This is a genomic window from Streptomyces abyssalis, assembly GCF_001751365.1.
In the GTDB taxonomy this organism is placed as follows: Bacteria; Actinomycetota; Actinomycetes; order Streptomycetales; family Streptomycetaceae; genus Streptomyces; species Streptomyces abyssalis.
Window position 1 is genome coordinate 714304 of sequence record NZ_LJGT01000041.1, and the last position, 25666, is coordinate 739969.

20 protein-coding genes are annotated in these 25666 nt (G+C 70.6%); 7 read left to right on the forward strand and 13 right to left on the reverse strand.

Annotated elements, in window-relative coordinates; genetic code table 11:
• Nucleotides 1–449 precede the first annotated feature (449 nt).
• From AN215_RS24045 to AN215_RS24060, 4 genes are all read left to right on the forward strand, one after another.
• Nucleotides 450–1400, forward strand: coding sequence for an ABC transporter substrate-binding protein (locus tag AN215_RS24045; protein WP_070011033.1), 951 nt, complete (start codon nt 450–452; stop codon nt 1398–1400).
• Nucleotides 1401–1536: 136 nt separating this feature from the next.
• Nucleotides 1537–2496, forward strand: coding sequence for an ABC transporter permease subunit (locus AN215_RS24050; RefSeq protein ID WP_070011032.1), 960 nt, complete (start codon nt 1537–1539; stop codon nt 2494–2496).
• Nucleotides 2497–2501: 5 nt separating this feature from the next.
• Nucleotides 2502–3254 (forward strand): amino acid ABC transporter ATP-binding protein, encoded by a 753-nt coding sequence (locus AN215_RS24055; RefSeq protein WP_070011405.1) that lies wholly within the window; start codon nt 2502–2504, stop codon nt 3252–3254.
• A 95-nt stretch (nt 3255–3349) separates the two neighbouring features.
• The gene (locus AN215_RS24060) at nt 3350–4312 is read left to right on the forward strand and encodes a zinc-binding dehydrogenase (protein ID WP_070011031.1); all 963 of its coding nucleotides are present in this window, start codon (nt 3350–3352) and stop codon (nt 4310–4312) included.
• A gap of 28 nt (nt 4313–4340) precedes the next feature.
• Here AN215_RS24060 and AN215_RS24065 read toward each other — a convergent pair whose 3' ends face one another.
• A complete protein-coding gene (locus AN215_RS24065; RefSeq protein ID WP_070011030.1) occupies nt 4341–4847 on the reverse strand; it encodes a DUF6624 domain-containing protein in 507 nt (168 codons plus the stop codon).
• Between the two features lie 297 nt (nt 4848–5144).
• On the opposite strand from AN215_RS24065, the gene AN215_RS24070 reads away from it, so the two are divergent.
• The gene (locus AN215_RS24070; protein ID WP_245694763.1) at nt 5145–5729 is read left to right on the forward strand and encodes a Uma2 family endonuclease; all 585 of its coding nucleotides are present in this window, start codon (nt 5145–5147) and stop codon (nt 5727–5729) included.
• A 31-nt stretch (nt 5730–5760) separates the two neighbouring features.
• Here AN215_RS24070 and AN215_RS24075 read toward each other — a convergent pair whose 3' ends face one another.
• The 7 genes from AN215_RS24075 to ureA form a co-directional block, all read right to left on the reverse strand.
• Nucleotides 5761–6762, reverse strand: a complete 1002-nt coding sequence (locus AN215_RS24075) for a PadR family transcriptional regulator (RefSeq protein ID WP_070011029.1) — start codon at nt 6760–6762, stop codon at nt 5761–5763.
• A gap of 1 nt (nt 6763) precedes the next feature.
• Nucleotides 6764–7618, reverse strand: a complete 855-nt coding sequence (locus tag AN215_RS24080) for a DUF4097 family beta strand repeat-containing protein (RefSeq protein WP_070011028.1) — start codon at nt 7616–7618, stop codon at nt 6764–6766.
• A 325-nt stretch (nt 7619–7943) separates the two neighbouring features.
• On the reverse strand, nt 7944–9719 hold the full coding sequence (locus tag AN215_RS24085) for a thiamine pyrophosphate-binding protein (protein WP_070011027.1): 1776 nt from the start codon (nt 9717–9719) through the stop codon (nt 7944–7946).
• Nucleotides 9716–11110, reverse strand: coding sequence for an MFS transporter (locus AN215_RS24090; RefSeq protein WP_070011026.1), 1395 nt, complete (start codon nt 11108–11110; stop codon nt 9716–9718). Before AN215_RS24090 ends, AN215_RS24085 begins: the two co-directional genes overlap by 4 nt.
• Nucleotides 11107–12825, reverse strand: coding sequence for an amidohydrolase (locus AN215_RS24095; protein ID WP_070011025.1), 1719 nt, complete (start codon nt 12823–12825; stop codon nt 11107–11109). The genes AN215_RS24090 and AN215_RS24095 overlap by 4 nt, the downstream gene beginning before the upstream one ends.
• Before the next feature lie 71 nt (nt 12826–12896).
• On the reverse strand, nt 12897–14603 hold the full coding sequence (locus AN215_RS24100; RefSeq protein WP_070011024.1) for an urease subunit alpha: 1707 nt from the start codon (nt 14601–14603) through the stop codon (nt 12897–12899).
• On the reverse strand, nt 14600–15250 hold the full coding sequence (ureA, locus tag AN215_RS24105) for an urease subunit gamma (RefSeq protein ID WP_070011023.1): 651 nt from the start codon (nt 15248–15250) through the stop codon (nt 14600–14602). The genes AN215_RS24100 and ureA overlap by 4 nt, the downstream gene beginning before the upstream one ends.
• Before the next feature lie 122 nt (nt 15251–15372).
• Between ureA and AN215_RS24110 the strand changes: the two genes are divergently transcribed.
• On the forward strand, nt 15373–16584 hold the full coding sequence (locus AN215_RS24110) for a PucR family transcriptional regulator (RefSeq protein ID WP_070011022.1): 1212 nt from the start codon (nt 15373–15375) through the stop codon (nt 16582–16584).
• A gap of 438 nt (nt 16585–17022) precedes the next feature.
• The gene (locus tag AN215_RS24115) at nt 17023–18111 is read left to right on the forward strand and encodes a nitric oxide synthase oxygenase (RefSeq protein WP_245694765.1); all 1089 of its coding nucleotides are present in this window, start codon (nt 17023–17025) and stop codon (nt 18109–18111) included.
• A gap of 103 nt (nt 18112–18214) precedes the next feature.
• Here the strand turns inward: AN215_RS24115 and AN215_RS24120 are convergent, their stop codons facing one another.
• The 5 genes from AN215_RS24120 to AN215_RS24140 all read right to left on the reverse strand — a co-directional run bounded on the left by AN215_RS24120 (nt 18215) and on the right by AN215_RS24140 (nt 25611).
• Entirely contained in the window at nt 18215–18403 is a 189-nt protein-coding gene (locus tag AN215_RS24120; protein WP_070011020.1) for a DUF6104 family protein, read from the reverse strand.
• A 196-nt stretch (nt 18404–18599) separates the two neighbouring features.
• Nucleotides 18600–22469 carry a multifunctional oxoglutarate decarboxylase/oxoglutarate dehydrogenase thiamine pyrophosphate-binding subunit/dihydrolipoyllysine-residue succinyltransferase subunit gene (locus tag AN215_RS24125; RefSeq protein ID WP_070031247.1) on the reverse strand — a complete coding sequence of 1290 codons (3870 nt, stop codon included), beginning with the start codon at nt 22467–22469 and terminating at the stop codon, nt 18600–18602.
• 278 nt (nt 22470–22747) lie between these two features.
• The gene (locus tag AN215_RS24130) at nt 22748–23863 is read right to left on the reverse strand and encodes a HAMP domain-containing sensor histidine kinase (protein ID WP_070011403.1); all 1116 of its coding nucleotides are present in this window, start codon (nt 23861–23863) and stop codon (nt 22748–22750) included.
• A 136-nt stretch (nt 23864–23999) separates the two neighbouring features.
• Nucleotides 24000–24824, reverse strand: coding sequence for a response regulator transcription factor (locus AN215_RS24135; RefSeq protein ID WP_245694683.1), 825 nt, complete (start codon nt 24822–24824; stop codon nt 24000–24002).
• Between the two features lie 79 nt (nt 24825–24903).
• Nucleotides 24904–25611, reverse strand: a complete 708-nt coding sequence (locus AN215_RS24140; RefSeq protein ID WP_171904266.1) for a spermidine synthase family protein — start codon at nt 25609–25611, stop codon at nt 24904–24906.
• Nucleotides 25612–25666: the final 55 nt, after the last annotated feature.

A 25666-nucleotide genomic window follows, 5' to 3' on the forward strand; every position in this document is an offset into this window, starting at 1 on the left:
CCCGGGTGAGGGGTGTAATCGACCTTTGTACCTGACGAAGGCCCCGGGCCACGACCCGCTTTCGCCACTGCCGACGACCGGCAACCGGACATTAGCCCACAGAACAGGTGGAAGGTGTCCGGGAGACGGGGATCCCGCGACCTCAACGGGGCTGTGGGTGAAGGGTCTTCGGCGGAGTCCCGGTATGTGCCGAAGGTCTCCCGCGGGAAGACCGGAGGCCGGTCGCGGAACGGAACGCGACGCCTCGTACGCGACGAGTGAGTGCCCTGTATCCGGAACCCGGCCTCCGTTATCCGATTTTGACTCGGGATTCCTCTGTAACCGCTCGAACGGATGGCAGGATTTCCACCATCCACCGGCAGCCCACCGGCAGCACCCTTCGCGCGGCGCTACACACCCGAAGGTGTGTGCCAGGCCGGCTGCTCCCTCATCCGCAGGAGGACCCCGCAATGACCGCACGCAACCCCCGACGCCCGGCCGCCGTGCGCAGCCGGCGCATAGCCGCGCCCGTAGCCGTTGCGGTCACCGGCGCTCTGCTGCTGGCCGGCTGCGGCGACCAGACGGACTCCGCGGGCGGCGGATCGGACACCCAGGGCTCCAAGGCCCCGCTGTTCGACAAGCTGCCGAAGAAGATCCAGAAGGCGGGGGTCGTCAAGGTCGGCACGGACGCCGCGTACAAGCCCATGGAGTACAAGGACGGGCAGGAGATCGTCGGTCTCGACCCCGACCTGGCGAACGCCATGGGCAAGCAGCTCGGTGTGCGGTTCGAGTTCACCAACGGCACCTTCGACGGGCTGATCACCTCCATGCAGACCGGCCGCTTCGACATGATCATGTCGTCGATGACGGACACCAAGGACCGGCAGGAGGGCCTGGACGACCAGGGCAAGAAGGTCGGCAAGGGCGTCGACTTCGTCGACTACCTCACGGCGGGCTCCTCGATCCTCGTCAAGAAGGGCAACCCGGAGAACATCAAGTCGGTCGACGAGCTGTGCGGCAAGAAGGTCGCCACGCAGCGCGGCACGACCTCGCACGAGATCCTCAAGAAGCAGATCGACGAGTGCAAGAAGAACCGTGAGCGGCCGCTGACGATCGAGCCGTTCGACAACGACGACGAGGCGCGCGTACGGCTGAAGGCCGGCGGCGTCGTCGCCGACATCTCCGACTTCCCCGTCGCCGCCAACGCCGCCAAGAGCGGGAACGACTTCGAGGTCGTCGGCGAGCAGATGGAGTCCGCGCCGTACGGCATGGCCGTCTCCAAGGGCAACGACAAGCTCAGCGGCGCCCTCAAGGAAGCCCTCACGAAGATCATCGAAGACGGCTCCTACGAGAAGGCGCTCAAGAAGTGGGGCGTCGAGGACGGCGCGATCTCCGAGGCGAAGATCAACAGCGGCACCTGAACCGCGCCGCGCAGGCCGGCCGCACACCCGCGGCCGGCCTGCCGTGCGGCCGCACCCATGACCGCTTTCCCCGACGGGGCGGCAGGCGACGTGCCCCCGCCGGCAGTGCCCCTCCGAACGACAGGCAGCAGCATCCATGACCGCTCCACCCGGCAAGGCGCCCAGCGACGCGCCGCCGACCGCCACGGCACCCGAGGCGATCAAGGCGATACCCGTGCGGCACTACGGCCGCTACGTCTCCGCCGTCGTCGTCATCGGGCTCCTCCTGCTCATCGTCAAGGCCTTCGCGGAAGCGGACCTGACGTGGGGTTCGGTCGGCGAGTTCTTCTTCAACGACCAGATCATGGAGGGCGTCAAGAACACCCTCGTGGTCAGCGTCCTGTCCATGCTGATGGGCCTGGTGCTCGGCATCGTCCTGGCCGTGATGCGGATGTCGAAGAACCCGGTCACCAACTCGGTGGCCTGGGGCTACATCTGGTTCTTCCGCGGCACGCCCGTCTATGTGCAGCTGCTGCTGTGGTTCAACCTCGCGCTGATCTTCCCCACGCTCAATCTCGGCCCCATCTACAAGGACGAGATGACGGACGTCATGACGCCGTTCATGGCGGCGCTGCTCGGTCTCGGCCTCAACGAGGCCGCGTACATGGCGGAGATCTGCCGCGCCGGCATCCAGTCCGTGGACGAGGGACAGACCGAGGCCTCGCAGGCGCTCGGCATGACCAACGCGCAGAACATGCGGCGCATCGTGCTGCCGCAGGCGATGCGCGTCATCGTCCCGCCGACCGGCAACGAGTTCATCAACCTGCTGAAGACCTCGGCGCTCTGTGCCGTCGTGCAGTACGAGGAAGTGCTGCGCAAGTCGCAGAACATCGGCAACACCTCCAGCGCCGTCGTCGAGATGCTGTTCGTGGCGACGCTCTGGTTCCTCGTGATCACGACGGTCTTCAGCATCGGGCAGTACTACCTGGAGCGTCATTACGCCCGCGGTTCGTCCCGGCAGCTGCCCGCGACGCCCTGGCAGCGGGCGCGGCAGCTGGTGTTCACCTTCAGGCGGGGTACGGGAGCGGGCTCGGGAGCAGGAGGAGGCGCGGCATGAACGCGATGGTGAAGGCCGAGGCCGTGCACAAGTCCTTCGGCCCGGTCGAGGTGCTCAAGGGCATCGACCTGGAGGTGGCGCCGCGCGAGGTGTTCTGCATCGTCGGGCCCTCCGGGTCGGGCAAGTCGACGTTCCTGCGGTGCATCAACCACCTGGAGAAGATCAACGCCGGGCGGCTGTACGTCGACGGCACCCTCGTCGGCTACCGCGAGCACGGCAACAAGCTGTACGAGCTGCGCGACCGCGAAGTGGCGGCGCAGCGCCGCGACATCGGCATGGTCTTCCAGCGCTTCAATCTTTTCCCGCACATGACCGCGGTGGAGAACGTGATGGAGGCGCCGGTCCTCGTCAAGGGCGAGACGAAGGCGAAGGCGCAGAAGAGCGCCCGCGCCCTGCTCGACCGCGTCGGCCTCGGCGAGAAGTGCGACAGCTACCCGGCGCAGCTCTCCGGCGGGCAGCAGCAGCGCGTCGCCATCGCCCGCGCGCTGGCGATGGAGCCGAAGCTGATGCTCTTCGACGAGCCGACTTCCGCGCTCGACCCGGAGCTGGTGGGCGAGGTGCTGGACGTGATGCGCGACCTGGCCCAGGACGGCATGACGATGGTCGTCGTGACGCACGAGATGGGCTTCGCGCGTGAGGTCGGCGACTCGCTCGTCTTCATGGACGACGGGGTCGTCGTGGAGTCCGGGAATCCGCGGGACGTGCTGAACAACCCGCAGCACGAGCGGACGAAGTCCTTCCTCTCGAAGGTGCTCTAGCAGCGGCACGGCGCCCGTGAGGGTGCCGTGAGATCCGTCGCGTCGCGGGGCGGAGGACTGGCTGTTCACCGCCCCGCGGGGTTACCGTCCGGATCATGTTTGCTGCATACGCCGCGCGCATCGACAAGGACCAACCGCTCGACGGTCTGGAGCTGGGCGACCGCCCGGAGCCCACCGTCCCGGACCGCTGGACGAGCGTCGACGTCAAGGCGGCTTCGCTCAACCACCACGACCTGTGGTCGCTGCGGGGTGTCGGCCTCGGCGAGGACTCGCTGCCGATGATCCTCGGCTGCGATGCCGCGGGCGTCGACGCCGACGGCAACGAAGTGGTCCTCCACTCGGTCATCGGCGCCAACGGGCACGGCGTCGGCCCGCGCGAGCCCCGGACCCTGCTGACGGAGAAGTACCAGGGCACCTTCGCGGAGCGCGTCGCCGTACCGCAGTGGAACGTGCTGCCCAAGCCCAAGGAGCTCTCCTTCGAGGAGGCCGCCTGCCTGCCGACGGCCTGGCTGACCGCCTACCGGATGCTCTTCACCAACGCGGGTGTACGCCCCGGCGACAGCGTGCTCGTCCAGGGAGCGGGCGGCGGTGTCGCGACCGCCGCGATCGTGCTCGGTGCCGCCGCGGGCCTGAGGGTCTTCGCCACCAGCCGGCACGAGGACAAGCGCGCGCGTGCCGTCGAACTCGGCGCCGAGGCCGCCGTGGAGACGGGCGCCAGGCTGCCGCAGCGCGTGGACGCCGTACTGGAGACAGTGGGCGCCGCCACCTGGTCGCACTCGCTGAAGTCGCTCAAGCCCGGCGGAACGGTCGTCATCTCGGGCGCCACCAGCGGGCCCAACCCGCCCGCCACGGAGCTCAACCGGGTCTTCTTCCTCGAGCTGAAGGTCGTCGGCTCGACGATGGGCAGCAAGGAGGAGCTGTCCTCGCTGATGGACTTCTGCGCCGCCAAGGGGGTCCGTCCCGTCATCGACTCGACGCTGCCGCTGGACCGGGCCCGGGAGGGCTTCGTGAAGATGGCGGAGGGCGACCTGTTCGGCAAGGTCGTACTGACGGTCTGAGTTCCGCGCCGCCCCCGTCCCCGCCCGCTCAGCCGGCGGCCGGCGGCGTGTGCTGTGCGGTGTAGGCCCGGAACGGTTCGGTGCCTGTCTCCGCACGGCGCTCGTCCAGCCGCTCCGGATCCTCGCAGGGCCACGGCACGCGGGCGCCGTCCCGTACACCCGCGATCTGGGTGCCGTACGGCTGCTCGCGTCCCTCGTTGACGTACGTACGGTCGCGGAGGAACGCGAGCTGCGTCCCGCTCGCCTCGCCCTTGGCCACTGCCTCCTCCATGAGCGCCAACGCGCGCCGCTGCACGTCCAGTTGGCGGTCCGCGTGCTGGGCGATCAGCCAGGCGGCGCGTGAGGCCTCCGCGCCGACCAGCGCCGTCGTCGGCCAGCCGTGCTCCTTCATGATCGCGTTCAGCCGGTCGCCGTGCCGGGCGGTCAGGCGGCGCCAGGCGAGCTGTTCGGCGAAGTCGTCGCTGAGGGCCGAGGAGGAGGCGTCGTGGTCTGCTTCCGCCATCCCCGTCAGCTCGTCGGCCGGTGCGGTGTGCATCGGTCTCGCTCCGTTCCGTGGTGTCCGGCCCCTTCGCGGGCCACCACGCTGGACGGGCCGGGCCGGAGAAAGATCGTCTCGGAGAACGGTGACGCGCGGGCTCGTGCGCAGGGACAATGGAGTCGTACGCGGGCCGGGTGCGGCAATGAGCAGAATGTGCGCCGATAACACAGGTGTACGGCCTGTGCGGCGCGGAGACGTCATGGTGCCGCGATGGGATGAGTATCCGCTGCTGCGGGCCCGGCCGCGTGGCTACCCTGGCATCGTCGGCCGGTGACGAAGGAGGTCCACGTGACAATGGCAGCCCCCGAGCGTGAGTCCGACGTGGTGACCGGTGACGACATGGCTTCATCGGTGGAGAACGCCTTCGACGCGTTGAGCGCGGCATCCCCCGAGGGGTGGCGCGTGGAGTTGATCGAGGGAGAGATCCACGTGGTGCCACCGGCCAACGGCGAGCACGAGGAGATCGTGTCCGAGGTAACGGGACAGGTGCGTGACCAGCGGAAGGAGCTGGGCCGGTACACCGGGCTCGGCCTGTTCGTCCCCGACGCGTCCCCGACCGGCAAGGTCGTGCCCGACCTGGTCGTCGCCCCGAAGGGCAGCTTCGGGGACGACGCCGAGTATCACGATCCCGCGCCCGTCCTGCTCGTCGGCGAGGTGACGTCCCGGTCCACCGGCGCACAGGACCGGGGCCCGAAGCTGCGGGGCTACGCGCGTGCCGGAATCCCCTGCTACCTGCTGATCGACCGCGAAGCGGGCGAGGTCGTGGTGTACTCCGAGCCGTCCGACGGCGCGTACACCCGCAGCGCCGAGGCGAAGCTGTCCAAGAAGATCGAACTCCCCGAGCCGCTCGGGTTCGAGATCGACACCGGGGAGTTCTGAGCCGGGGCGCTCGCCCCTCAGCCCTTCCGTCTCACTCCCCGGCGTCGCCCCTCGCCTCGCCGTAGCCGTCCTTCTCACGCAGAAGCGCGCCCAAGTGGGCGGCCGTCGTGGCGAGTTGGCGGCGCGCCTCGCGAAGCTGGTGCTCGCTGACGCCGTGATCGCGTGCCGCGTCCCGTACGTCGTCTCGGAAGTGGTCCAGGAGGCGCTCCAGGTCCCGTCCCGGATCGTCGCTGGGCGCGTCGTCCTCCTTCGCCCACGCCGGGGGTGCGGCCTCGCCGTCTGCGGGCTCATGGCGCACATACGGGAACCAGGGCGTGACCTGCTCCGTGATGCGGCCCAAGTTCCCCATCTCACGGGCCAGTTGGGACATGCCTTCGCGGACCGCGCCCGGCCAGTCGCCGGACTTCGCCCGCGACTGGACCTGGTCCTGCACCTGCCGGGCGATGCGCTGCACCTCATCGACGGCGGCCGCGCGCGCCTGGGCCTCCTTCGCCTGGCGCTTGGCCTGCTGCGTCTCCCTCCTTGCGCGGCGGGCCTGTTCCTTCCACTCCTCCTTGGCCCGCTTCATGTCTTCCTTCGCCTGCTGCCACGCCTCCTTGTCGGAGCCGCCCGCAGGGGCCCCGCCGGCGGCTCCGGACTCCCTGCGCGTACGGCGGGCCTGCTCGCGCATCTCGTGCCGCAGGTCGCGGGCGGAGCCGCTGACGTCCTCGCGGATGTCCGCGGCCAGTGCCGTCAGGGAGGCGCTGATCTCGGCCTCCAGTTCCGTCAGCTCCCCTTCGCGCTCCGCGAGTTCGGCGCGTCCGGCGTCGGTGATCGAGTAGACCTTGCGGCCGCCGCCCTCGGTGGTGTGGCTGACCAGCCCCTCCGCCTCCAGCTTGGCCAGACGCGGGTAGACGGTGCCGGCCGACGGTGCGTAGAGGCCCTGGAAGCGCTCCTCCAGCAGACGGATCACCTCGTAGCCGTGGCGTGGTGCCTCGTCGAGGAGCTTGAGCAGATAGAGGCGGAGGCGGCCGTGGGCGAAGACGGGAGACATGTCAGGCGTCCTTGCTGAGGAGGAGGTCGTCGTCGAGCGGTTCCGCGCGGCGCAGGAGGGCGATGGAGCCCGAGACGCTGTCGGCGCGGAGACGGCCGCTGCCCGTGCCCAGGGTGCCCGTCAGCTTCTTCGCGCCCCACAGACCGTCGACCTTCAGCTCGTCGAAGGCGCTGGAGACGGCGCCGCTCGCGGTGCTCGCCTGGACGGTGGCGTCGACGGGGTGGGACAGGCGGAGGGCCACCTCGCCGGAGACGGTGCCGAGTGCGATGTCCGTCGCCGAGCCGCTGCCGCCGGTGTCGAGGTCGAGGATCATGGAGCCGCTGACCGAGTCGGCCTTCACGGCCGAACGGCCGTCCATGACGGTCAGGTCGCCGGAGACGGAGTTGAAGCCGATCCTCCCGGTGAGGCCCTGTGTCTCGACGTTACCGGAGACGGTTTCGGCGCGTACGGGCCCGTCGATCCCGACGAGCGTGGTGTCGCCGCTGACCCCGCGTACGTCCGTACGTGCGGCGATGCCGGAGACGAAGGCGCCCGCGCTGACGACGCCGACCGAGAGGCGCACATGGGAGGGCACTGACACCGAGACGACCACGTGCCGGTTCCAGCCCTTGCGGTCCAGCCACTTGAGGAAGCCCTTCCAGGGCACGTCCTCGTAGGCGATCACCAGTTCGTCGCCTTCGAGCGTCACCAGGAGCGGTGGCCCCTTCACCTCGCTGATCTCGACACGGGTGCCGGGGGCGTCGCTGCCGACGACGTTGACGCTGCCGCCGACGATGCGGACCTGGAGCGATTCGATGCGGTCCCCGATCTCCAGGGTCTGCGGTTCGGAGATCGGCCACGAGGAGCGTTCGGACACGGCGGCCTCCCGGATAGGCATACGGCGACGGCGAGCGGGACACGGCGACGGCGGCAGGGCGTCACGGGAGACGCGTCAAACGGCGACATATCGCGTTCGCTCAAGAACACGATATGTCGTGTGTGGCTCCGGAGGCAAGCCTACGTGTGTGCGGGACGACGCGGACGGGAGTCCGTCCTCCTTTTCGGGCTTTTCGGGTTCCGATACCGTGCGGGCCGCCCGGCACGGCGACGCGCAGATCCGGCCCGTACGCCTTGGAGTACGGGCCGGACGAGCACCGTTCGGTCCTGCGGCCGGTCTGCCGGTGCTGTGCGCGGGCGGCGGTTCAGCCGTCGTCCGCGGACGGGCCCGACCCGCCGCCCGCCTGCTCCCGCAGCAAGCCGACCGTCATGCCCGGGGCCAGGCGCCCGTCCGCCGGCCGGAGGGAGATCAGCGCGGCTCTGCCGGACCGGCAGTTGGCGAGGGAGCGTTCCAGGGCGGAGGCGAACTCCCCGGTGGCTGTGACCGTTTCGCCGTGGGCGCCGAAGGCTCGTGCGAACGCGGAGAAGTCCGGGTTGACCAGGTCGGTGCCGCTGACGCGGCCGGGATAGGTCAGTTCCTGGTGCTTGCGGATGGTGCCGTAGGTCCCGTTGTCGACGACGATGATCAGCGGTGCGGCCTCCTCGGCGACGGCGGTGGAGAGTTCCTGGCCGTTCATCAGGAAGCAGCCGTCGCCGGCGAAGGTGACGACCTGGCGCCCCGGGTGGGTGACGGCGGCGGCCACGCCCGCCGGGACGCCGTAGCCCATCGAGCCGTTACGGGGCGCGAGTTGGCGCATGCCCTGGCGGTAGGTGAGGAAGCGCTGCGCCCAGAGAGCGTAGTTGCCGGCGCCGAAGGTGATGACGGCGTCGGCGTCCAGACGGGCGTCGAGGGTGGCGAACACGGCACCCAGGTCGAGGGGTTCGGGATCGTGCAGTGGCCGCCGGAAGTCGAGATGGGCGGCGCGGTCGGCGCGCGTGACGTCCGTCCAGGGGACGGGCGCGGCGGGCTCGCGGCCGGCGACGGCCCTGCCGAACGCGGCGGGCGCGGCGAGCAGCGTGAGGTCCGGGCGGTGCCAGGCGCCGGGCGGCGGGGAGTCGGGAAGGACGTGCACGGTCCGGCGGGTGCGCGCCCCGCCGGGGGATGGTGCCGCCGTCCCGTCCCGCGGTTCGCCCTCCGCCTCTGCCGCCGTCCCGCTCCCATGCGGCCCGAGCCGGGTGTACCCGTCCGTGCTGACGTCGCCGGGAGCCGCGCCGACGCACACCAGCAGGTCGGCGGAGGCCAGCCGTCGGGCGAGCGCTTCGGAGCGTCCGTAGCCGAGGTTTCCGGCGAAGATCTCGCAGTCGCCGGGGATCAGGTCCTGGCAGCGGAAGTCGACGGCGACCGGCAGCGACCACGACTCCGCCCAGGCCCGTACGTCCGCGCGCGCCGCGTCCGTCCAGCGGCTGCCGCCGAGCAGCACGAGCGGGGACGCCGACTGCGCCAGCAGGCAGTCCAGCTCGTGCAGTTGGTCCGGCGAGACGGCGCCCTCGGGTACGGGCAGCGGCCCCGCGTCCGGGACCTCGGCGGTGTCGGTGAGCACGTCCTCGGGCAGTCCGACCACCACCGGCCCGGGCCGGCCGCCCGCCGCGACGGCGAAGGCGCGGGCGGTGATCTCCGGCAGCCGTGCCGCGTCGCCGGCTGTCTCGACCAGCTTGGCGTGCGCCCCGAAGGTGCCGCGCAGATCGAACTCCTGGAACGCCTCGCGGCCGGTGTGCCCGCGCGGCACCAGGCCGACGAAGAGCGCCATGGGCGTGGCGTCCTGGTAGGCCGTGTGCAGCGCCACCAGCGCGTTGGCGGCGCCGGGGCCGCGCGTGGTGAAGCAGACACCGGGACGTCCGGTGAGCTTGCCCGTGGCCTCGGCCATGTAGGCGGCGCCGCCCTCCTGGCGGCACACGACCATCCGTACGGGAGAGTCGTGCAGCGCGTCCAGGACGTCGAGGTAGCTCTCGCCCGGGACGCCGTAGACAGTCTCCACGCCGTGCGCCGCCAGTTGGTCCACGAGTATCCGCCCGCCGGTGCGTGCGGGGGCCTGAGCCGTCATGCGATCGCCTTGGACGTCTCGTGCTGTTTGCTCGGGTCGTGGCCGAGGCGCCGCCGCAGCTGCGGTCCCGCGAAGTAGGAACCCACGGCTGTGCAGGCCGCGATGAGGATCAGCAGCAGTGCCGCGCTCCACGAGGCGCCCCCGGACAGCCCGAGCAGCGAGGCGGCCACCAGCGGCACGAACCCCGAGATCACGCCCGCCAGGTTGTACGACATGGCCACGGCGCTGTAGCGGAAGTTCTCGGGGAACATCCCGGAGACGACGGCACCGATCGGCGCGTACGGGATGGAGATCGCCCCGATGCCGAGCGCGACCCCGAGGACGACGAGGGGAGTCTCACGGGTGTCCACCAGCCAGAACGTGGGGAAGGCGGCCAGCACGGAGATGATGCCGCCCACCACGCACACCTTCCACGGGCCGGCCCGGTTGGCGATCCTGCCGCCGACGAAGAGCACGCCGATCTCCACGACCGCCCCGACGAGCGTGGCGTTCAGCATCACCGACTTGTCGATGCCGAGCTGTTCGGTGCCGTAGGAGATGATGAAGGTGGTCAGCAGGAAGAATCCGCCGATGCCGAGGAAGGCGGCGGCGACGCCGATGAGGATGCGGCCCCAGGTGCGGCGGAAGGCCTCGATCAGCGGGGCGGGCGGCGGGCCGTTCTTCTCGCTGTCGGCCATCATCGCCTTGAACACCGGGGATTCCTCGATGCGCAGCCGCATGTAGAGCGCGACGAGCAGCAGCACGAAGGCGAACAGGAACGGTATCCGCCAGCCCCACGAGTAGAACGCCTCGTCGGGCAGCATCCCCACCAGCGCGAAGGCGCCACTGGAGAGCAACGTACCGACGGGGGAGCCGAGTTGGGGGACGGCGGAGTAGCTGCCGTGCTTCTCCTTGGGGGTGTGCTCCAGGGTCAGCAGCATCGCGCCGCTCCACTCGCCGCCCACGGAGATGCCCTGCAGGAACCTGAGCGTGGCCAGCAGCGCCGGTGCCCAGATGCCGATGGAGCCGTAGCCGGGGAGCAGGCCGATGAGGCCGGTCGAGACGCCCATCAGCACGACGGTGATGATCAGGGCGGTGCGGCGGCCGTACCGGTCGCCCACGTGCCCGAAGATCGCCGCGCCGATCGGGCGGGCCACGAAGCCGACCGCGAAGGTGATGAACGAGGCGATCGTGCCGACGGCCGGATCCAGGTCGGGGAAGAAGAGCTTGTTGAAGACGAGGGCGGCGGCGGTGCCGTAGAGGAAGTAGTCGTACCACTCCAGGGCGGTGCCGATGAACGCCGCCGAGAGCAGCCGCTTGATGTCGGAGGGGTTCGCCGTGGGCGGGACGGCGTCGGCGGACGCGGACGAAGAGGAAGAGGGGGGCGGGGACGGGGACTTGGAGGTGCTCATGCGGTCCTGCCTTCTGAGCGGGGTGGGACGGTGACCAGACTGTGCGGGTCGTGGGCGGCGGCACCGCCGACGGCGGTGGCCAGGACGCTGATCGCGCCGATGCGGTCGGCGTCCGTATGCAGGGGGTCGGCGTCGAGTACGGCGAAGTCGGCGAGCATGCCGGGCCGCAGGCGCCCCTTACGGGACGCGGTGCCCGTGGCGTCCGCCGAACCGGTCGTCCACGCGCGCAGGGCGCTCTCGGCGGACACCCGCTCGTCCGGGCCGAACGGCGCACCGGATTCGGTCAGCCGGCGCACCATCGCCTCCATGGCGGGAAGCGGCGCTCCGGGCGCCACGGGCCGGTCGGAGGACCCTGGCACGGTCAGACCCAGGTCGAGGAACGAGCCGAGCCGGTACGTCCAACCGGTGCGCTCCGGGCCGAGGTTGGCCGCCATCGCGTCGCCGAAGGCCGCGAGGAAGTTGTGCTGCGGCACGGGTACGACGCCGAGTCCGGCGAAGCGCGCCAGCTGGTCCGGTCGGACCATCCCGGCGTGCTCGACACGGTGGATGGCGTCCGCGCGGGGGTGTTCGCGCTGTGCGCGCTCGTACGTGTCGAGGGCCAGGTCGACGGCCCTGTCGCCGATGGCGTGCGCGGCGACGTTCCATCCGGCACGGTGCGCGGCCACCACCAGCCCGGCCATCGCCTCCGGGTCCTGCTGGAAGTAGCCGGTGCGGTTCGCGCCGTCCGAGCCCGAGTCCGCGTCCGAGCCCGCGTCCGCCGGGTGACGGCAGCCGCAGAAGGGTTCGGTGACGGCCGCCGTACGGCCCAGCAGCGAACCGTCCAGGAAGATCTTCACCGGGCCGATCGACAGCCGGTCGTCGCCCAGGCCGGTGCGCAGGCCGAGGTCGAGCCCCGTGGTGATGCCGTCGCCGGGGTGCGCTCCGCCGACCGGATGCAGCGCGTCGGAGGCGATCATCAGCTGGGCACGCGCGTTCAGTCTGCCGGTGTCCAGGGCGAGTTGGTACGCAGCGAGCTCGACGGGGGTCTGCCCGATCCAGCCGCCGCCGATGCCGGCCTCGGTGAAGCTGGTGACGCCCTCCGCGAGGTAGCGGCGGGTCGCCGCCTGGACGGCGTCGGCGACGGTCTCCACGGAGTACGGGAGGACCTGGTCCTGGACCAGTTGCTGTGCCGTCTCCTCCAGGAGCCCGTCGGGGCGCCCGTCCGCGTCCCTGGCGACCACCCCGCCGTCCGGCGCCTGGAAGCCGGGGTCCAGTGCCCCGGCGCGCCGCAGCACCTCGGTGCTCACGTAACACAGGTGTCCCGAGGTGTGTTTGAGCCATACGGGACGGCCTCCGGCGGCCCGGTCGAGCGCGTCGCGGTGCGGACGGCCACCGGTCTTGTGGTGGTCGAGACCCGCGCCGACGACCCACGAGCCGTCCGGGAGCGTGCGCGCATGGCGTTCGACCGCAGCGTGGACCTCGTCCAGGGAGCGGGCGGCCGAGAGGTCGAGCTGGGAGAGGGTGAGCCCGTACCAGGCGGTGTGACAGTGCGCGTCGTTGAAGCCCGGCACCACGGTGGCGCCGTCCGCGTTCAGGACGCGCTCGGCACGAAGGCCCTCGATCTCCTCGTCGAGGCCGACGACCCGCCCGTGCAGGACGCCAAGGCTCCGGGCTGCCGGACGGTTGCCGTCCAGCGTCAGGATGTTCGCGTCCCGCACGATCAGATCAAGTCGCATGTGTCGTGTCCTTCGTCTCTCGCCCGGCCGATACTGCGTCGGACTCCCGGTACGGCTTCGGACTCCAGGTGTCAGGCCAGATGGTGGAGTTGAGCCAGCGGAACCTCCGTGGCCGCCTCGGTCGCGGTGGGCACGCCGTCGACGAGGACGGGGCCGGGGGAGCGGGGCACTTCGACGCGCGGCGTCGCGGTGTTGTGCAGCATGTCGGCGCGTCCGAGGCCGCTGCTGTCCCGTACGGGTGCGTAACGCAGGCCCCGTGGAAGGGAGTTGCGGGCGGCGCTGTCCGCCAGCGTCTCGGCGCCCACGAAGACGCGGGCGAGCTGCGAGGCCGCGTCTCCGAGCGCGCCGTAGTACGGGCGGTACCTGCGGGGCTGGGTCAGCCGGGTCGAGCCGGAGCCCGAACCGGTGTTGCCCCAGGCCACGAAGCCGCTCTTGATGACGAGTTCGGGCTTGGTGCCGAACCAGGCGGGATGCCAGAGCACGATGTCGGCGAGCTGCCCCGGTGCCACGCTGCCGACCTCGTGCGAAATCCCGTGTGCCACCGCCGGGTTGAGCGTGATCTTCGCCAGGTAGCGCAGTACCCGTGCGTTGGCGTTGTGTCCGGCGCCGCTCTCGCCGCTGCGCAGCGCCTGCAGGTGCGCGAGCTGCCAGGTCCGGCGCACCGTCTCGGCGATCCTGCCCATGCCCATCGAGTCGGAGTTGACGATGCTGATGGCGCCGAGGTCGTGCAGGGAGTTCTCGGCGGCGATGGCGTGGGCCCGTATGCGCCCCTTGGAGACCTCCACGTCGCTCTCGATGTGGTGGTTCTGCCGGTGGACCGTCATCGTCATCGGGAAGAGCTCCTCGACGGTGTTGACCGTGTACGGAACCGTCGGAGTCGTCGACGAGGGCAGGATGTTCGCCTCGGAGAGGATCTCCAGCAGGTCCGGGTGACCGCCTCCGCCCTCCACGTGGTACGCGTGCACGGTGCGGCCGCGCGTCGCACCGACGGTGTCGCGCAGATAGCCGGACTCGTTCATCGAGTCGGTGTGCAGCGCGACCGGCAGGTCGGCCTGCTCGGCGGCGTCCAGACAGGTGTCGACGATGCGCGGAGTCGCCCCGAAGTCCTCGTGGATCTTGAAGCCGCCGGCGCCCGACAGCACGATCTCGTCGAGGAGCCTTCGCGAGGATGACGAACCACGCGCCAGGAACGCCACGTTGAGTGGTGTGCCACGCCAGGCACTCATCAGCGTGTGCAGATTGTGGGCCGGGTTGCAGCCGATCTCCCACATCCCGCCGAGGCCCATGCCGACGACGGTCGTGACGCCCGCGGAGAGCGCGGCGGGCGCGATCTCCGGGGACGAGAGGTGCACATGGCTGTCGACGATGCCGGGAGTCGCCAGCAACCCCTCGCCGGGAACCATCGAGGTGTGGGAGTCGACGGCGAATTCGACCGGCATCACATCCGGGTTGCCCACCCCGCCGACCGCCACGACGCGGCCGTCCTTCACCCCGATGTCCGTCTTGCGCACGCCGAGCCGGGAATCCAGCAGCACCACATTCGTGATCACCATGTCGAGCGCGGAGTCACGGTCGGAGCGGGGTGAGGCGAGCAGGCCGTCGCGTACGGTCTTGCCGCAGCCGCCGAGGAGTTCGTCGCCCGGAGTGCCGTCGTCCGTCTCGACCTCCACCCACAGGCCGGTGTCGCCGAGGCGTACCCGGTCGCCCGTCGTGGGTCCGTAGAGCGCGTTGTAGGTGCGCCTGTCGATCTCGCGCGGCGTGTTCGGGGGCGTGTTCATTTGCGTGCCTCCACCAGTTCGACCTCGCGCTCGCCGCCCGGTTCGAAGACGAGGGCGGTGCCCGCGGGGATGTCGAGCCTCATGCCGGCGGCCGCCTCGCGGTCGAAGCTCAGCGCCGCGTTGGTTTCGCCGAGGGGGTAGTGCGACGAGACGTAGACGGCGGTCTCGCCGGTGTTCCGCACGGTCAGCCGCAGTCTGCGGCGGCCCTCGTTGATCCGTACGGGCGCGGCCGCCGTACGGACGGCACCCGGCGGATCCGGGGCCGCTGCTGCAGAACCCGCCCGTGAATCCGCCGCTGAATCCGACGCCGAGTCCGGCGCCGACGGCGCCGCCTCAGCGGACCCGGCCCCGATCGGACCGTCGACGGCCACCAGCGACGTTCCGCTGGGGAAGAGCGCCTCGACCTGCACGGTGGGCACCATCGCGGACACGCCTTCCAGCACGTCGTCCTCGGTGAGGACGGAGCGGCCCACCGCGATGACCTCGTCCATGCTCAGCCCGTCCCATGCGGCCTCCAGCACCTCGTCGCAGATGAGGGCGATGGCCTCGGGCGTGTTGAGACGACGGCCGCGGGCGCGGCGCCGGCGCGCGAGCTCCGCGACGGTGAACAGCTGGAGCCGCTCGTTCTCGCGGGGAGTCAGATGCACTGCGGAGGCCTCCGGAATCGACCGGCCGGTCGGTTGGACTCGGGCGATCGACCCAGGATTGCTCTACGCGAGCGGAAGGCCAACGTTGAAGTATCGCGGACCTGGGCGCCACAATTGTGCATGTGCACAATCCAGCGGAGCCCCCGCCCGGGGCCGCGCATCCACGCGCCGCCGAGCTGGCCGTCGACTGCCTGAAGGGCGTCGACGGCCTGCTGGGCGACTGGCTGGAGACCGTCCAGCCGTTGCGCGATCAGTACGAGGGCGCGGTGCCCGACGAGGACTTCCGGGAGTCCGCGGTCCAGGCCTTCGAACTCCTGCTGCGCACCGTCGCCGGGCTCCCCGTGCCCGCGGAGCTCGCCGGGACCTCCGGACGGATCGGGGAGCGCCGTGCCCGCCAGGGCGTCCCCCTCGACTCGCTGCTCGCCGCGGCCAGGCTCGACTTCCGGGTGGTCTGGGACGCGCTGGTCGCCCGCGCCGACGACGAGGACAAGGTGCTGCTCGTCGCCTCCGCGTACCACGTGTGGGAGGCGGTGGAGGCGCACGTCACCGGCATCATGACCGCGTACCAGCGCACGGTGCTGGAGATGGGCCGGCAGCGCGAGGACGAGCGCCGCCTCTGGTTCGACCGGCTCCTGGAGACCGGGGGCCACAATCCGACGGTGGTACGGGACGTCGGCCTGGCCCTCGGATTCGTGCCCGGCGGCCGGTTCCTGTGCGTCGCGGCCCTCCCGGGGCCCGGGCCGGGCGGCGGGCTGCACGGTGCCGCGGCGGCGCTGCGCTCGGCGGGGGCCACCCTGCAGCGGCAGACGGTCTCGTCCGCTTCGCTCCTGGTCGTACAGCTGGGGCCCCGGGTCACGGAGGAGACCGTGCTCGGCAGGCTGGAGGGCGTGCCGTGCGGGGTGTCACCCGTCGCGGACGGCCTCGCCGGAGTCCCCCGCGCCGTCGAGCTCGCGACCGCGACCGTACGGGCGCTCCCCGGCGCCGCGACGGGGCCGCTGCGCCTGGCCGACGCCTGGCTGGACGTACTGGTGGGCCGGGCGGGTCCCTTCGCGGCGCACCTCGCGGACGACGTCCTCGGTGGCCTCAAGGACCAGGGGGAGCAGCGAGGGGCGGTGCCCGCCGCGGAACGGGAACGGCTGCTGCACACGGTGCGGGTGCATCTGGCGGGGAGCGGCTCCATCGCCGAGACCGCGAGGGTGCTCTACTGCCACCGCAACACCGTCCAGCAGCGCTTCACGCGGTTCTGCGAGCTGACGGGCCGCGACATCCGCCGCCCCGAGGACGCGGCGCTCGTGGCGCTCGCGCTCAGGGCACGGGAGAGCGGCGGGAAGTAGACCCTGTCCTCCGGCCCGACTTGGGGGTTGGCGCCCTCGCGGCAATGCCACATGGCAAGGTAGCGCTGAGTCGACAGATGGCCAAAGGTGCGTGCATTGACCTTTGTGCTCCTCAACTGAGCGATCAAGAAGGTGACTGACTCTGAACGACGTGTGGTTCACGCCGGACCCGGCGGTCGCCCCGTCGGCCTCGAGACAAAAGAGGAGGAAGCCATGGATGCCGGCCGAGGATGATGCGGGGCTTGAGCCGGACCGTCCGCGCCGTGCTGCTCTCCGGCACGGCGACTCCCGGTGGTTCGTACGTCCCGTCCCGCCTGCTTCGAGGAAACCGTGACTTCCAACACCTTCCCGCCCTCCACATGCGCCCGCCACGACGCCGCCTCGGAATCGGAACGGACCTCGAGCGGTGTCGCCGACCGGCATGAGGCAGAGGAGTTCCTGCGCCAGTTCCACGCCGAGCATCCCGGTCGGCCCGTCTCGCTCAGCCGGCGTCTGCGCCAGGTCCGCACCGCCATCGACACCGAGGGCACCTACCGCCACACCCCCGACGAGCTCGCCTTCGGTGCCCGCGTCGCGTGGCGCAACTCCAGACGCTGTATCGGCCGCCTGTACTGGAACAGCCTGCGCGTCCTGGACTGCCGCGACGCCACAACCCCCGAGGAGATCCACCAGCACCTGCGCGAGCACCTGCGTCAGGCGACCAACGGCGGCCGCCTCCGCTCCCTGATCTCCGTCTTCGCCCCCGAGGCCCCCGGCAAGCCCGCCCCCCGGGTGTGGAACGACCAGCTCATCCGCTATGCCGGGCGCCGCCTGGAGGACGGCTCGGTGCTGGGCGACGCGGCCTACGTGGGCTTCACCGATCTTGTGCGCCGCCTCGGCTGGCCGGACCCCGAGGGGCCCTTCGACATACTGCCCTGGGTCATCGACACCGCCGACCACAAGCCCCAACTCTTCGACGTGCCAAGGGACTTGGTCCTGGAGGTCACGATCACCCACCCGGACTGTCCGCGGATCGCCGACCTGGGTCTGCGCTGGCACGCCGTTCCGGCCATCTCCAGCATGCGCCTGCGCATCGGCGGCATGGACTACCCCCTCGCGCCGTTCAACGGCTGGTACATGGGGACCGAGATAGGCGCCCGCAACTTCGTCGACGAGGGCCGCTACAACCTGCTGCACGACGTTGCCGCCTGCTTCGGCATGGACACCAGCAAGGAGAGCACGCTGTGGCGCGACCGCGCGCTGGTCGAGCTCAACGTCGCCGTCCTGCACTCCTTCCATGCCGCGGGGGTGCGGATCACCGACCACCACACAGAGTCCCGCCGCTTCCTCACCCACGTGACCAAGGAGGAGGGCCAGGGCCGGACCGTGCCCACGGACTGGAGCTGGATCGTCCCGCCGGTGTCAGGCGGCATCACCCCCGTCTTCCACCGCTACTACGACGACGCGGACCAGCGCCCCAACTTCTACCCCGGCGACACGGCCCACTACGACGATTCATTCCGGGACGGATGCCCCTATCGGCAATGACCCGGCCGGACCCGTCGCCGCGCGGACAGCGGAGCAGTAGTACGTCGCGGCCTCCCAGGTGCCCGGGCTCAGCACTCAGGCTTCGGTCTCAGCACCTCAGGCCTCAGTGCTCCTCGTCCTCGTCCTCGTCGTCGAGCCGCGCAAGCCAGGTCGCCAGCCGCTCGACCGGGACCTCGAAGTCCGGATTGAGGTCCACGAAGGCCCGCAGCTGCTCCGACAGCCACTCGAAGGTGAACTCCTCCTCGCCGCGCCTGCTGCTCAGCTCTTCGATGCCGCGGTCGGTGAAGTACACGGAGGGCTCCCGGTGACGGTGGAGGGGTGCGGTCCCAAATTACCGGCCCGCGTACGGGGGGCATCCGCCAGGGGACCTGCCCGCTCCGGGACTCCGGGACGAACCCCGGCTGAGCACCGCGCGCCGGTAACGACGGAGGGCCCGCCGGTACCGGCGGGCCCTCCGTCCTGCGGTCGGTTCTGCGAGCGGCTGACGCTCAGAGGTCGAAGACCTCCTGGATCAGCTGCTGCTGCTCCTCCTGGTGCCGCTTGCCGGAACCGACGGCGGGCGAGGAGGACGAGGAACGCGAGACCCGGCGCAGCCGGTCCGCGTTGGGGACCGGCTCGGAGCCGATGATCAGGTCCAGGTGGTCGACCAGGTTGAGCGCGATGAAGGGCCACGCGCCCTGGTTGGCCGGCTCCTCCTGTGCCCACAGGAACTTCGACGCGCCGCTGTACTTGGCCATCTCGGCCTGGATCTCCTGGCCGGGCAGCGGGTAGAGCCGCTCGATCCGGATGATCGCGGTGTCGGTCAGACCGCGCTTCTGCCGCTCGGCGTCGAGGTCGTAGTAGACCTTGCCGGAGCAGAAGACGACCTTGCGGACGTCGGAGGGGTCCACGGAGTCGTCGCCGATGACCGGACGGAATCCGCCGGCGGTGAACTCCGACGTCTGCGACGCCGCCGCCTTCAGCCGGAGCATCGACTTCGGGGTGAAGACGACCAGCGGCTTGTGGTGCGGGTTGTGGACCTGCCAGCGCAGCAGGTGGAAGTAGTTCGACGGCAGCGACGGCATGGCGACCGTCATGCTGTTCTGCGCGCACAGCTGGAGGAACCGCTCGATACGGGCCGAGGAGTGGTCCGGGCCCTGGCCCTCGTAGCCGTGCGGCAGCAGCAGCGTCACGCCGGACGTCTGGTTCCACTTCTGCTCGGCGGAGCTGATGAACTCGTCGATCACCGTCTGCGCGCCGTTGGCGAAGTCGCCGAACTGCGCCTCCCACATCACCAGCGCCTCGGGGCGGGCCAGCGAGTAGCCGTACTCGAAGCCCATCGCCGCGTACTCGCTGAGCAGCGAGTCGTAGACGTTGTAGCGGGCCTGGTCGTCGGAGAGGTACAGCAGCGGCGTGTAGTCGTTGCCGGTGTTCTGGTCGAGGAGAACGGCGTGACGCTGGCCGAACGTGCCGCGGCGGGAGTCCTGGCCGGACAGCCGCACCGGCGTGCCCTCCATCAGCAGCGAGCCGATGGCCAGGGTCTCGCCCATGCCCCAGTCGATCGTGTCGTCCTCGATCATCGCCGCACGCCGCTGGAGCTGCGGGAGCAGCCGCGGGTGGACGGTGACGTGGTCGGGGATGTTGACCTGCGACTCCGCGATCCGCTTGACGACCTCCTGACCGACCCCGGTCTCGATGTGCACCGGGAACTCGGCCTCGGGCTGCGGGACTTCGGCCGGGGCGGGGGCGTTGGCGGCGTCCCGCACCTCGGTGAAGACCTTCTCCAGCTGGCCCTGGAAGTCCTGCAGCGCCTGCTCCGCCTCTTCCAGCGTGATGTCGCCGCGGCCGATGAGGGACTCGGTGTAGAGCTTGCGCACCGAGCGCTTCTTGTCGACCAGGTTGTACATCAGCGGCTGCGTGAACTGCGGGTTGTCGGTCTCGTTGTGCCCGCGGCGCCGGTAGCAGATCAGGTCGATGACGACGTCCTTGTTGAACGCCTGGCGGTACTCGAAGGCCAGGCGGGCCACGCGGACCACGGCCTCCGGGTCGTCACCGTTGACGTGGAAGATCGGCGCCTCGATCATCCTGGCCACGTCGGTGGAGTACATCGACGAGCGCGCCGACTCGGGCGCCGCGGTGAAGCCGACCTGGTTGTTGACGATGATGTGGACCGTGCCGCCGGTGCGGTAGCCGCGCAGCTGCGACATGTTGAGCGTCTCGGCCACGACGCCCTGGCCCGCGAAGGCCGCGTCGCCGTGCAGCTGGACGGGCAGGACGGTGAAGTCCGTGCCGCCCTTGCCGATGATGTCCTGCTTGGCGCGCGCGACACCCTCGACGATCGGGTCGACTGCCTCCAGGTGCGAGGGGTTGGCGGTGAGCGAGACCGTGATCTGCTCGCCGTCCAGACCGGTGAAGGTGCCCTCGGCGCCCAGGTGGTACTTCACGTCGCCGGAGCCGTGCATCGACTTCGGGTCGAGGTTGCCCTCGAACTCCCGGAAGATCTGCGCGTAGGACTTGCCGACGATGTTCGCCAGTACGTTCAGGCGGCCGCGGTGCGCCATGCCGATCACGCATTCGTCCAGGCGCGATTCGGCGGCGGCGTCCAGCACGGCGTCCAGCATCGGGATGACGGACTCGCCGCCCTCCAGCGAGAAGCGCTTCTGGCCCACGTACTTGGTCTGCAGGAACGTCTCGAACGCCTCCGCGGCGTTCAGCCGGCGCAGGATGCGCAGCTGCTCGTCACGCTCGGGCTTGGAGTGCGGACGCTCGACCCGGTCCTGGATCCACTTGCGCTCCTTCGGGTCCTGGATGTGCATGTACTCGATGCCGGTGGTGCGGCAGTACGAGTCGCGCAGCACGCCCAGGATGTCGCGCAGCTTCATCATCGACTTGTTGGCGAAGCCGCCGACCGCGAACTCCCGCTCCAGGTCCCACAGCGTGAGGCCGTGCTCGGTGATGTCCAGGTCGGGGTGCTTGCGCTGCTTGTACTCCAGCGGGTCGGTGTCGGCCATGATGTGGCCGCGCACCCGGTAGGAGTGGATCAGGTCGAAGACGCGGGCGGCCTTGGTGACGTCGTCGTCGTGCGACGCGTCGATGTCCTGGTTCCAGCGCACCGGCTCGTACGGGATGCGCAGCGCCTTGAAGATCTCGTCGTAGAACCGCTCGTCGCCGAGCAGCAGCTTGCTGACGATGCGCAGGAACTCGCCTGAGGCCGCGCCCTGGATGACCCTGTGGTCGTACGTGCTGGTCAGCGTCATCACCTTGGAGACGCCGAGCCGGTTGAGGGTGTCCTGCGAGGTGCCCTGGAACTCCGCCGGATACTCCATCGCGCCCACGCCCAGGATCAGGCCCTGGCCGGGCATCAGCCGCGGCACGGAGTGAACGGTGCCGATGCCTCCGGGGTTGGTGAGCGAGCAGGTGACGCCGGAGAAGTCCTCCATCGTCAGCTTGTTCTGCCGGGCACGGCGGACGATGTCCTCGTACGCCTGCCAGAACTCGAAGAAGGTGAGCGTCTCGGCCTTCTTGATCGCGGCGACGACGAGCTGGCGGTCGCCGTTCGGCTTCACGAGGTCGATGGCAAGGCCGAGGTTGACGTGGTCGGGCTTGACCAGCGTCGGCTTGCCGTCCTTCTCCGTGTAGGAGTGGTTCATGGACGGCATCGCCTTCAGCGCCTGCACCATGGCGTAGCCGATGAGGTGCGTGAAGGACACCTTGCCGCCGCGGGCGCGCTTGAGGTGGTTGTTGATGACGATGCGGTTGTCGAAGAGCAGCTTCACCGGGACGGCACGCACCGATGTGGCGGTGGGCAGCTCCAGCGAGGCGTTCATGTTCTTCGCGACGGCCGCGGAGGGGCCGCGCATCTGCGTGTACTCCGGGCCGGACGGCCCTTCCGCCTCGGCGCCGCCTTCGCCGCCGCCCTGTGCGGGCGCGGCGGACTTGGCCTGTGCCTTGGCCGGCTCGGCCGGTGTGGGCTTGGCGTGCTTGGCCGGCGCGGGCTTCGCTTCCGCGGGCTTGGCGGGTGCGGCGGCCTTGGCGGGCTTCGCCGGCGCTGCCGGCTTCGCCTCGGCGGGCCCGGTCTCCGCCGGCTTCGCCGGTGCGGCGTGCGCGGGACCCGCGGCCACTCCGGAGGTGCCGGCCGCGGCGCCCGGCGGCGTGGTGGCCGCGGCGGGCTCCGCCACGGTTCCGGCGGCCTCGGCACCCGGCTTGTAATCGGCGAAGAAGTCCCACCAGGCTCGGTCTACCGAGTTCGGGTCCTGGAGGTACTGCTGGTAGATCTCGTCTACGAGCCACTCGTTTGGCCCGAAGACGGCGGCGGGATCACTTCCCTGACCGTCCTGCTGGGTCGAGACGCTCGAGCTGTTGGGGGACTGTGACGACACGGCGGCAACCGCCCTCTTCCGCGTTCCTTAGGTGGTGGACAGCGGGAACAAAGGCTACGCCTCTCCCCGCCTGACTTGCAGTCCAGCCCCGGTTGTCGTCACGCAAGTCACATCAAGAGTCCGGTTTCGGCGCATGAAGTGGCGGGAAACAACCAAGGTTCGCCGCAGGGTGGAACTGGCGGCGCCGATTCCGCGTCCTACACCTCCGGGGCCTTTCGTCAGGCGTTTCGCCGGGCGTTCCCGCCCGGCGCCGCGCAGCATCGGCCTTGCGTCGTGCGTCAGCCCTGCATCTCGTTCACACCCGGAAGGGTGACCTGGATCCGGCAGCCCCGGGGCGACTCCGCGACCCTGATCCAGCCGCCGTGCAGATCCACCGCCCAGCGCGCGATCGCCAGGCCCAGCCCCGTACCGCCGTCGCCGCCGCCCGGTCCCGAACCGCGCTGCGAGGACGTCTCGGCGGCCTTCGTACGGTTGAAGCGCTCGAAGACGTGTGCGCGTTCCGACTCGGGGATGCCGGGCCCCTCGTCGAGCACCTCCACCTCGAGGCTCTCCTCCGTCGCGCCCGGGCGCGCACGCACCGTGACGCGGCCGTGCGGAGGGCTGTGCTTGACCGCGTTGTCGATGAGGTTGGCGACGACCTGGTGCAGCCGCTCGGCGTCCGCGTAGGCCGTCAGTTCGGGCGGGGAGACGTCCAGATGCAGATGGACGTCCGTACGGGAGTGCCCCTGTCCCTTGCTCATGTTGGCTTCCTTGAGCACCCCCGCCAGGTACGGCCACACCTCGAAGCGGCGTGCGCGCAGCGGCACGACACCGTTGTCCAGGCGGGAGAGGTCCAGCAGGTGCTCCACGAGCCTGCCCAGCCGGTCCGTCTGCTGGAGTGCGATGCGCATCGTCTCGGGGTCGGAGTCCGAGACGCCGTCCACGACGTTCTCCAGCACGGCCCGCAGCGCCGCGATCGGGGTGCGCAGCTCGTGCGAGACGTTGGCGACGAGCTCCTTGCGGTGCTGGTCGACGAGCTCCAGGTCCGCTGCCATCTGGTTGAAGGTCTCGGCGAGCTCGCCGAACTCGTCCCGGCGGTCGCCGCGTACGCGCCGTGAGTAGTCACCGTCGGCCATGGCTCTGGCCGCGTCCGTCATCTCGTCCAGCGGTGCCGTGAGCGACTGCGCCACGAACTGGGTGATCAGCAGCGAGGCGATGATCGAGATGATGGTGATCACGCGCAGCTCGGTCGCGGAGTTGACCGCGAAGAGCGCGAGCAGAGTGGTGATCACCACTGAGACGATCACCAGCGCGCCCAGCGCCGCCTTCACCGAGCGGTACGGGTCGAGCGGCCGCAGCCCCTCCCAGAGCCGGTCGATCCATCCCACCCATACGGGTTCCCAGCGTCGGCGCAGGCGCTGGTTCAGGCGCCCCAGGGCACGCGCCGCGCGCCCCAGGAACCTGCCGGTGACGCGGACCGAGCGCGGAAGGCGGACCGCCCGGCTCGCCGGGGTGGTGTCAGGCACCTCTGCCACGTCGCGACGCCGCCCGTCAGGAGCCGTCCGCGGCCGACGCCGGATGGCCGCCGCCTTCCGCGCCGGACGACGCGTTCGCCGAGTTGGAGCCCGACGAGGGCGTCTCGAGTGCGTAGCCCACGCCGTGCACCGTACGGATGCGCTCCGCGCCGATCTTGCGGCGCAGGGCCTTGATGTGGCTGTCGACCGTGCGCGTACCGGAGGCGTCCGCCCAGTCCCACACCTCGGCGAGCAGCTGCTCGCGCGAGAGCACGGCACGCGGCGAGTGTGCGAGGCACACGAGCAGGTCGAACTCGGTGGGCGTGAGGTGGACGTCCTCACCGGTGACCCGGACCCGGCGCTGCGAGTGATCGATCTCCAGCTCGCCGAGGCGGAGTATGCCGCTGCGCGGTGTGTGCGCGGCGAGCGTGGCACGCTCGACGCGGCGCAGCAGTACGTGCACCCGCGCGGCGACCTCGCGCATGGAGAACGGCTTCGTCATGTAGTCGTCCGCGCCGACACCGAGCCCGACCAGCATGTCCGTCTCGTCGTCCCGCGCCGTGAGCATCAGCACGGGCACCGGACGCTGGGACTGCACCCTCCGGCAGACCTCCAGCCCGTCGAAGCCCGGCAGCATCACGTCGAGGACGATCAGATCGGGCTGCCACGCCTCGGCCGTGTCCACGGCGGCGGGTCCGTCGCCCGCCGTCTGCACCTGGAAACCCTCGGCCCGCAGCCGCATCGCAATGGCGTCGACGATGGTGGGATCGTCCTCGACGACCAGGATTCTGCGCTGCGCGCCGGGGGTGGTCGACGCGGACGCGTTGCTGCTTTGTGCCGGTGTGATGTTCTTCTGGTCCATTCGACCCCGCCCCTGCATGGCCCCGTGGCTTGTTTGTGTGCGTGCTTGCAGCAGCGTAAGGGGCTTGTGTCGGCTGCGGCTATGCCGGTTTGGTTGCGAAGTGGACCACGTCGGGGACGCCTCGGGCGACGGGGATCTCTTCCGTCCGAACCCCTTGGAATCCGGCATTCCGCAATGCATCCCCGAATGTCGGGGAGGCCTGCGCCGACCAGACGGCGAGCACGCCGCCGGGCGCCAGCCGGGCGCCGCAGGCAGCGAGCCCGGCTGGGGAGTAGAGGGTGGCGTTGTCCTCGGTGACTGTCCATTCCGGGCCGTTGTCGATGTCGAGGCAGAGCGCGTCGAACAGCTCGCAGTCCCGCAGGTACCGCGTGAGGTCCGCGTGCACGATCTCCGTACGCGGATCGCGCAGCGCCTCGGCGGAGAGTCCGGAGAGCGGTCCGCCCTCCCGGTGCCAGTGGATGACCGCCTCCTCGCGCTCGACCACCGTGATGCGCCCCCACTCAGGCTCCGCGGCGGCTTCGGCGAGCGAGAAGCCGACGCCGAGGCCGCCGATCAGCAGCCGCGGCGCCGCACGGTGCGCTTCCCGGTGGCGCCGCCCGCGGCGCAGCTCCTCCAGGGCCGCCCGTACGAGCAGGCGCTCGGAAGTGCCGTCGGAGGTGTCCATGAGGAAGGTGCCGTTGGCGATGATCTGCAGCAAGGGGCCGTGCTGCCGCAGCACGACCTCGCCGTGCGGTCCGGCACGGCGGTCCACCACGACGGGGGCCTCGGCGTCTGCGGGCAGGGACATGGGCCCATCCTCTCGCGCCGCGGTGGGAGCCCGGCAGGTGCGGGCCCCCCGGGGT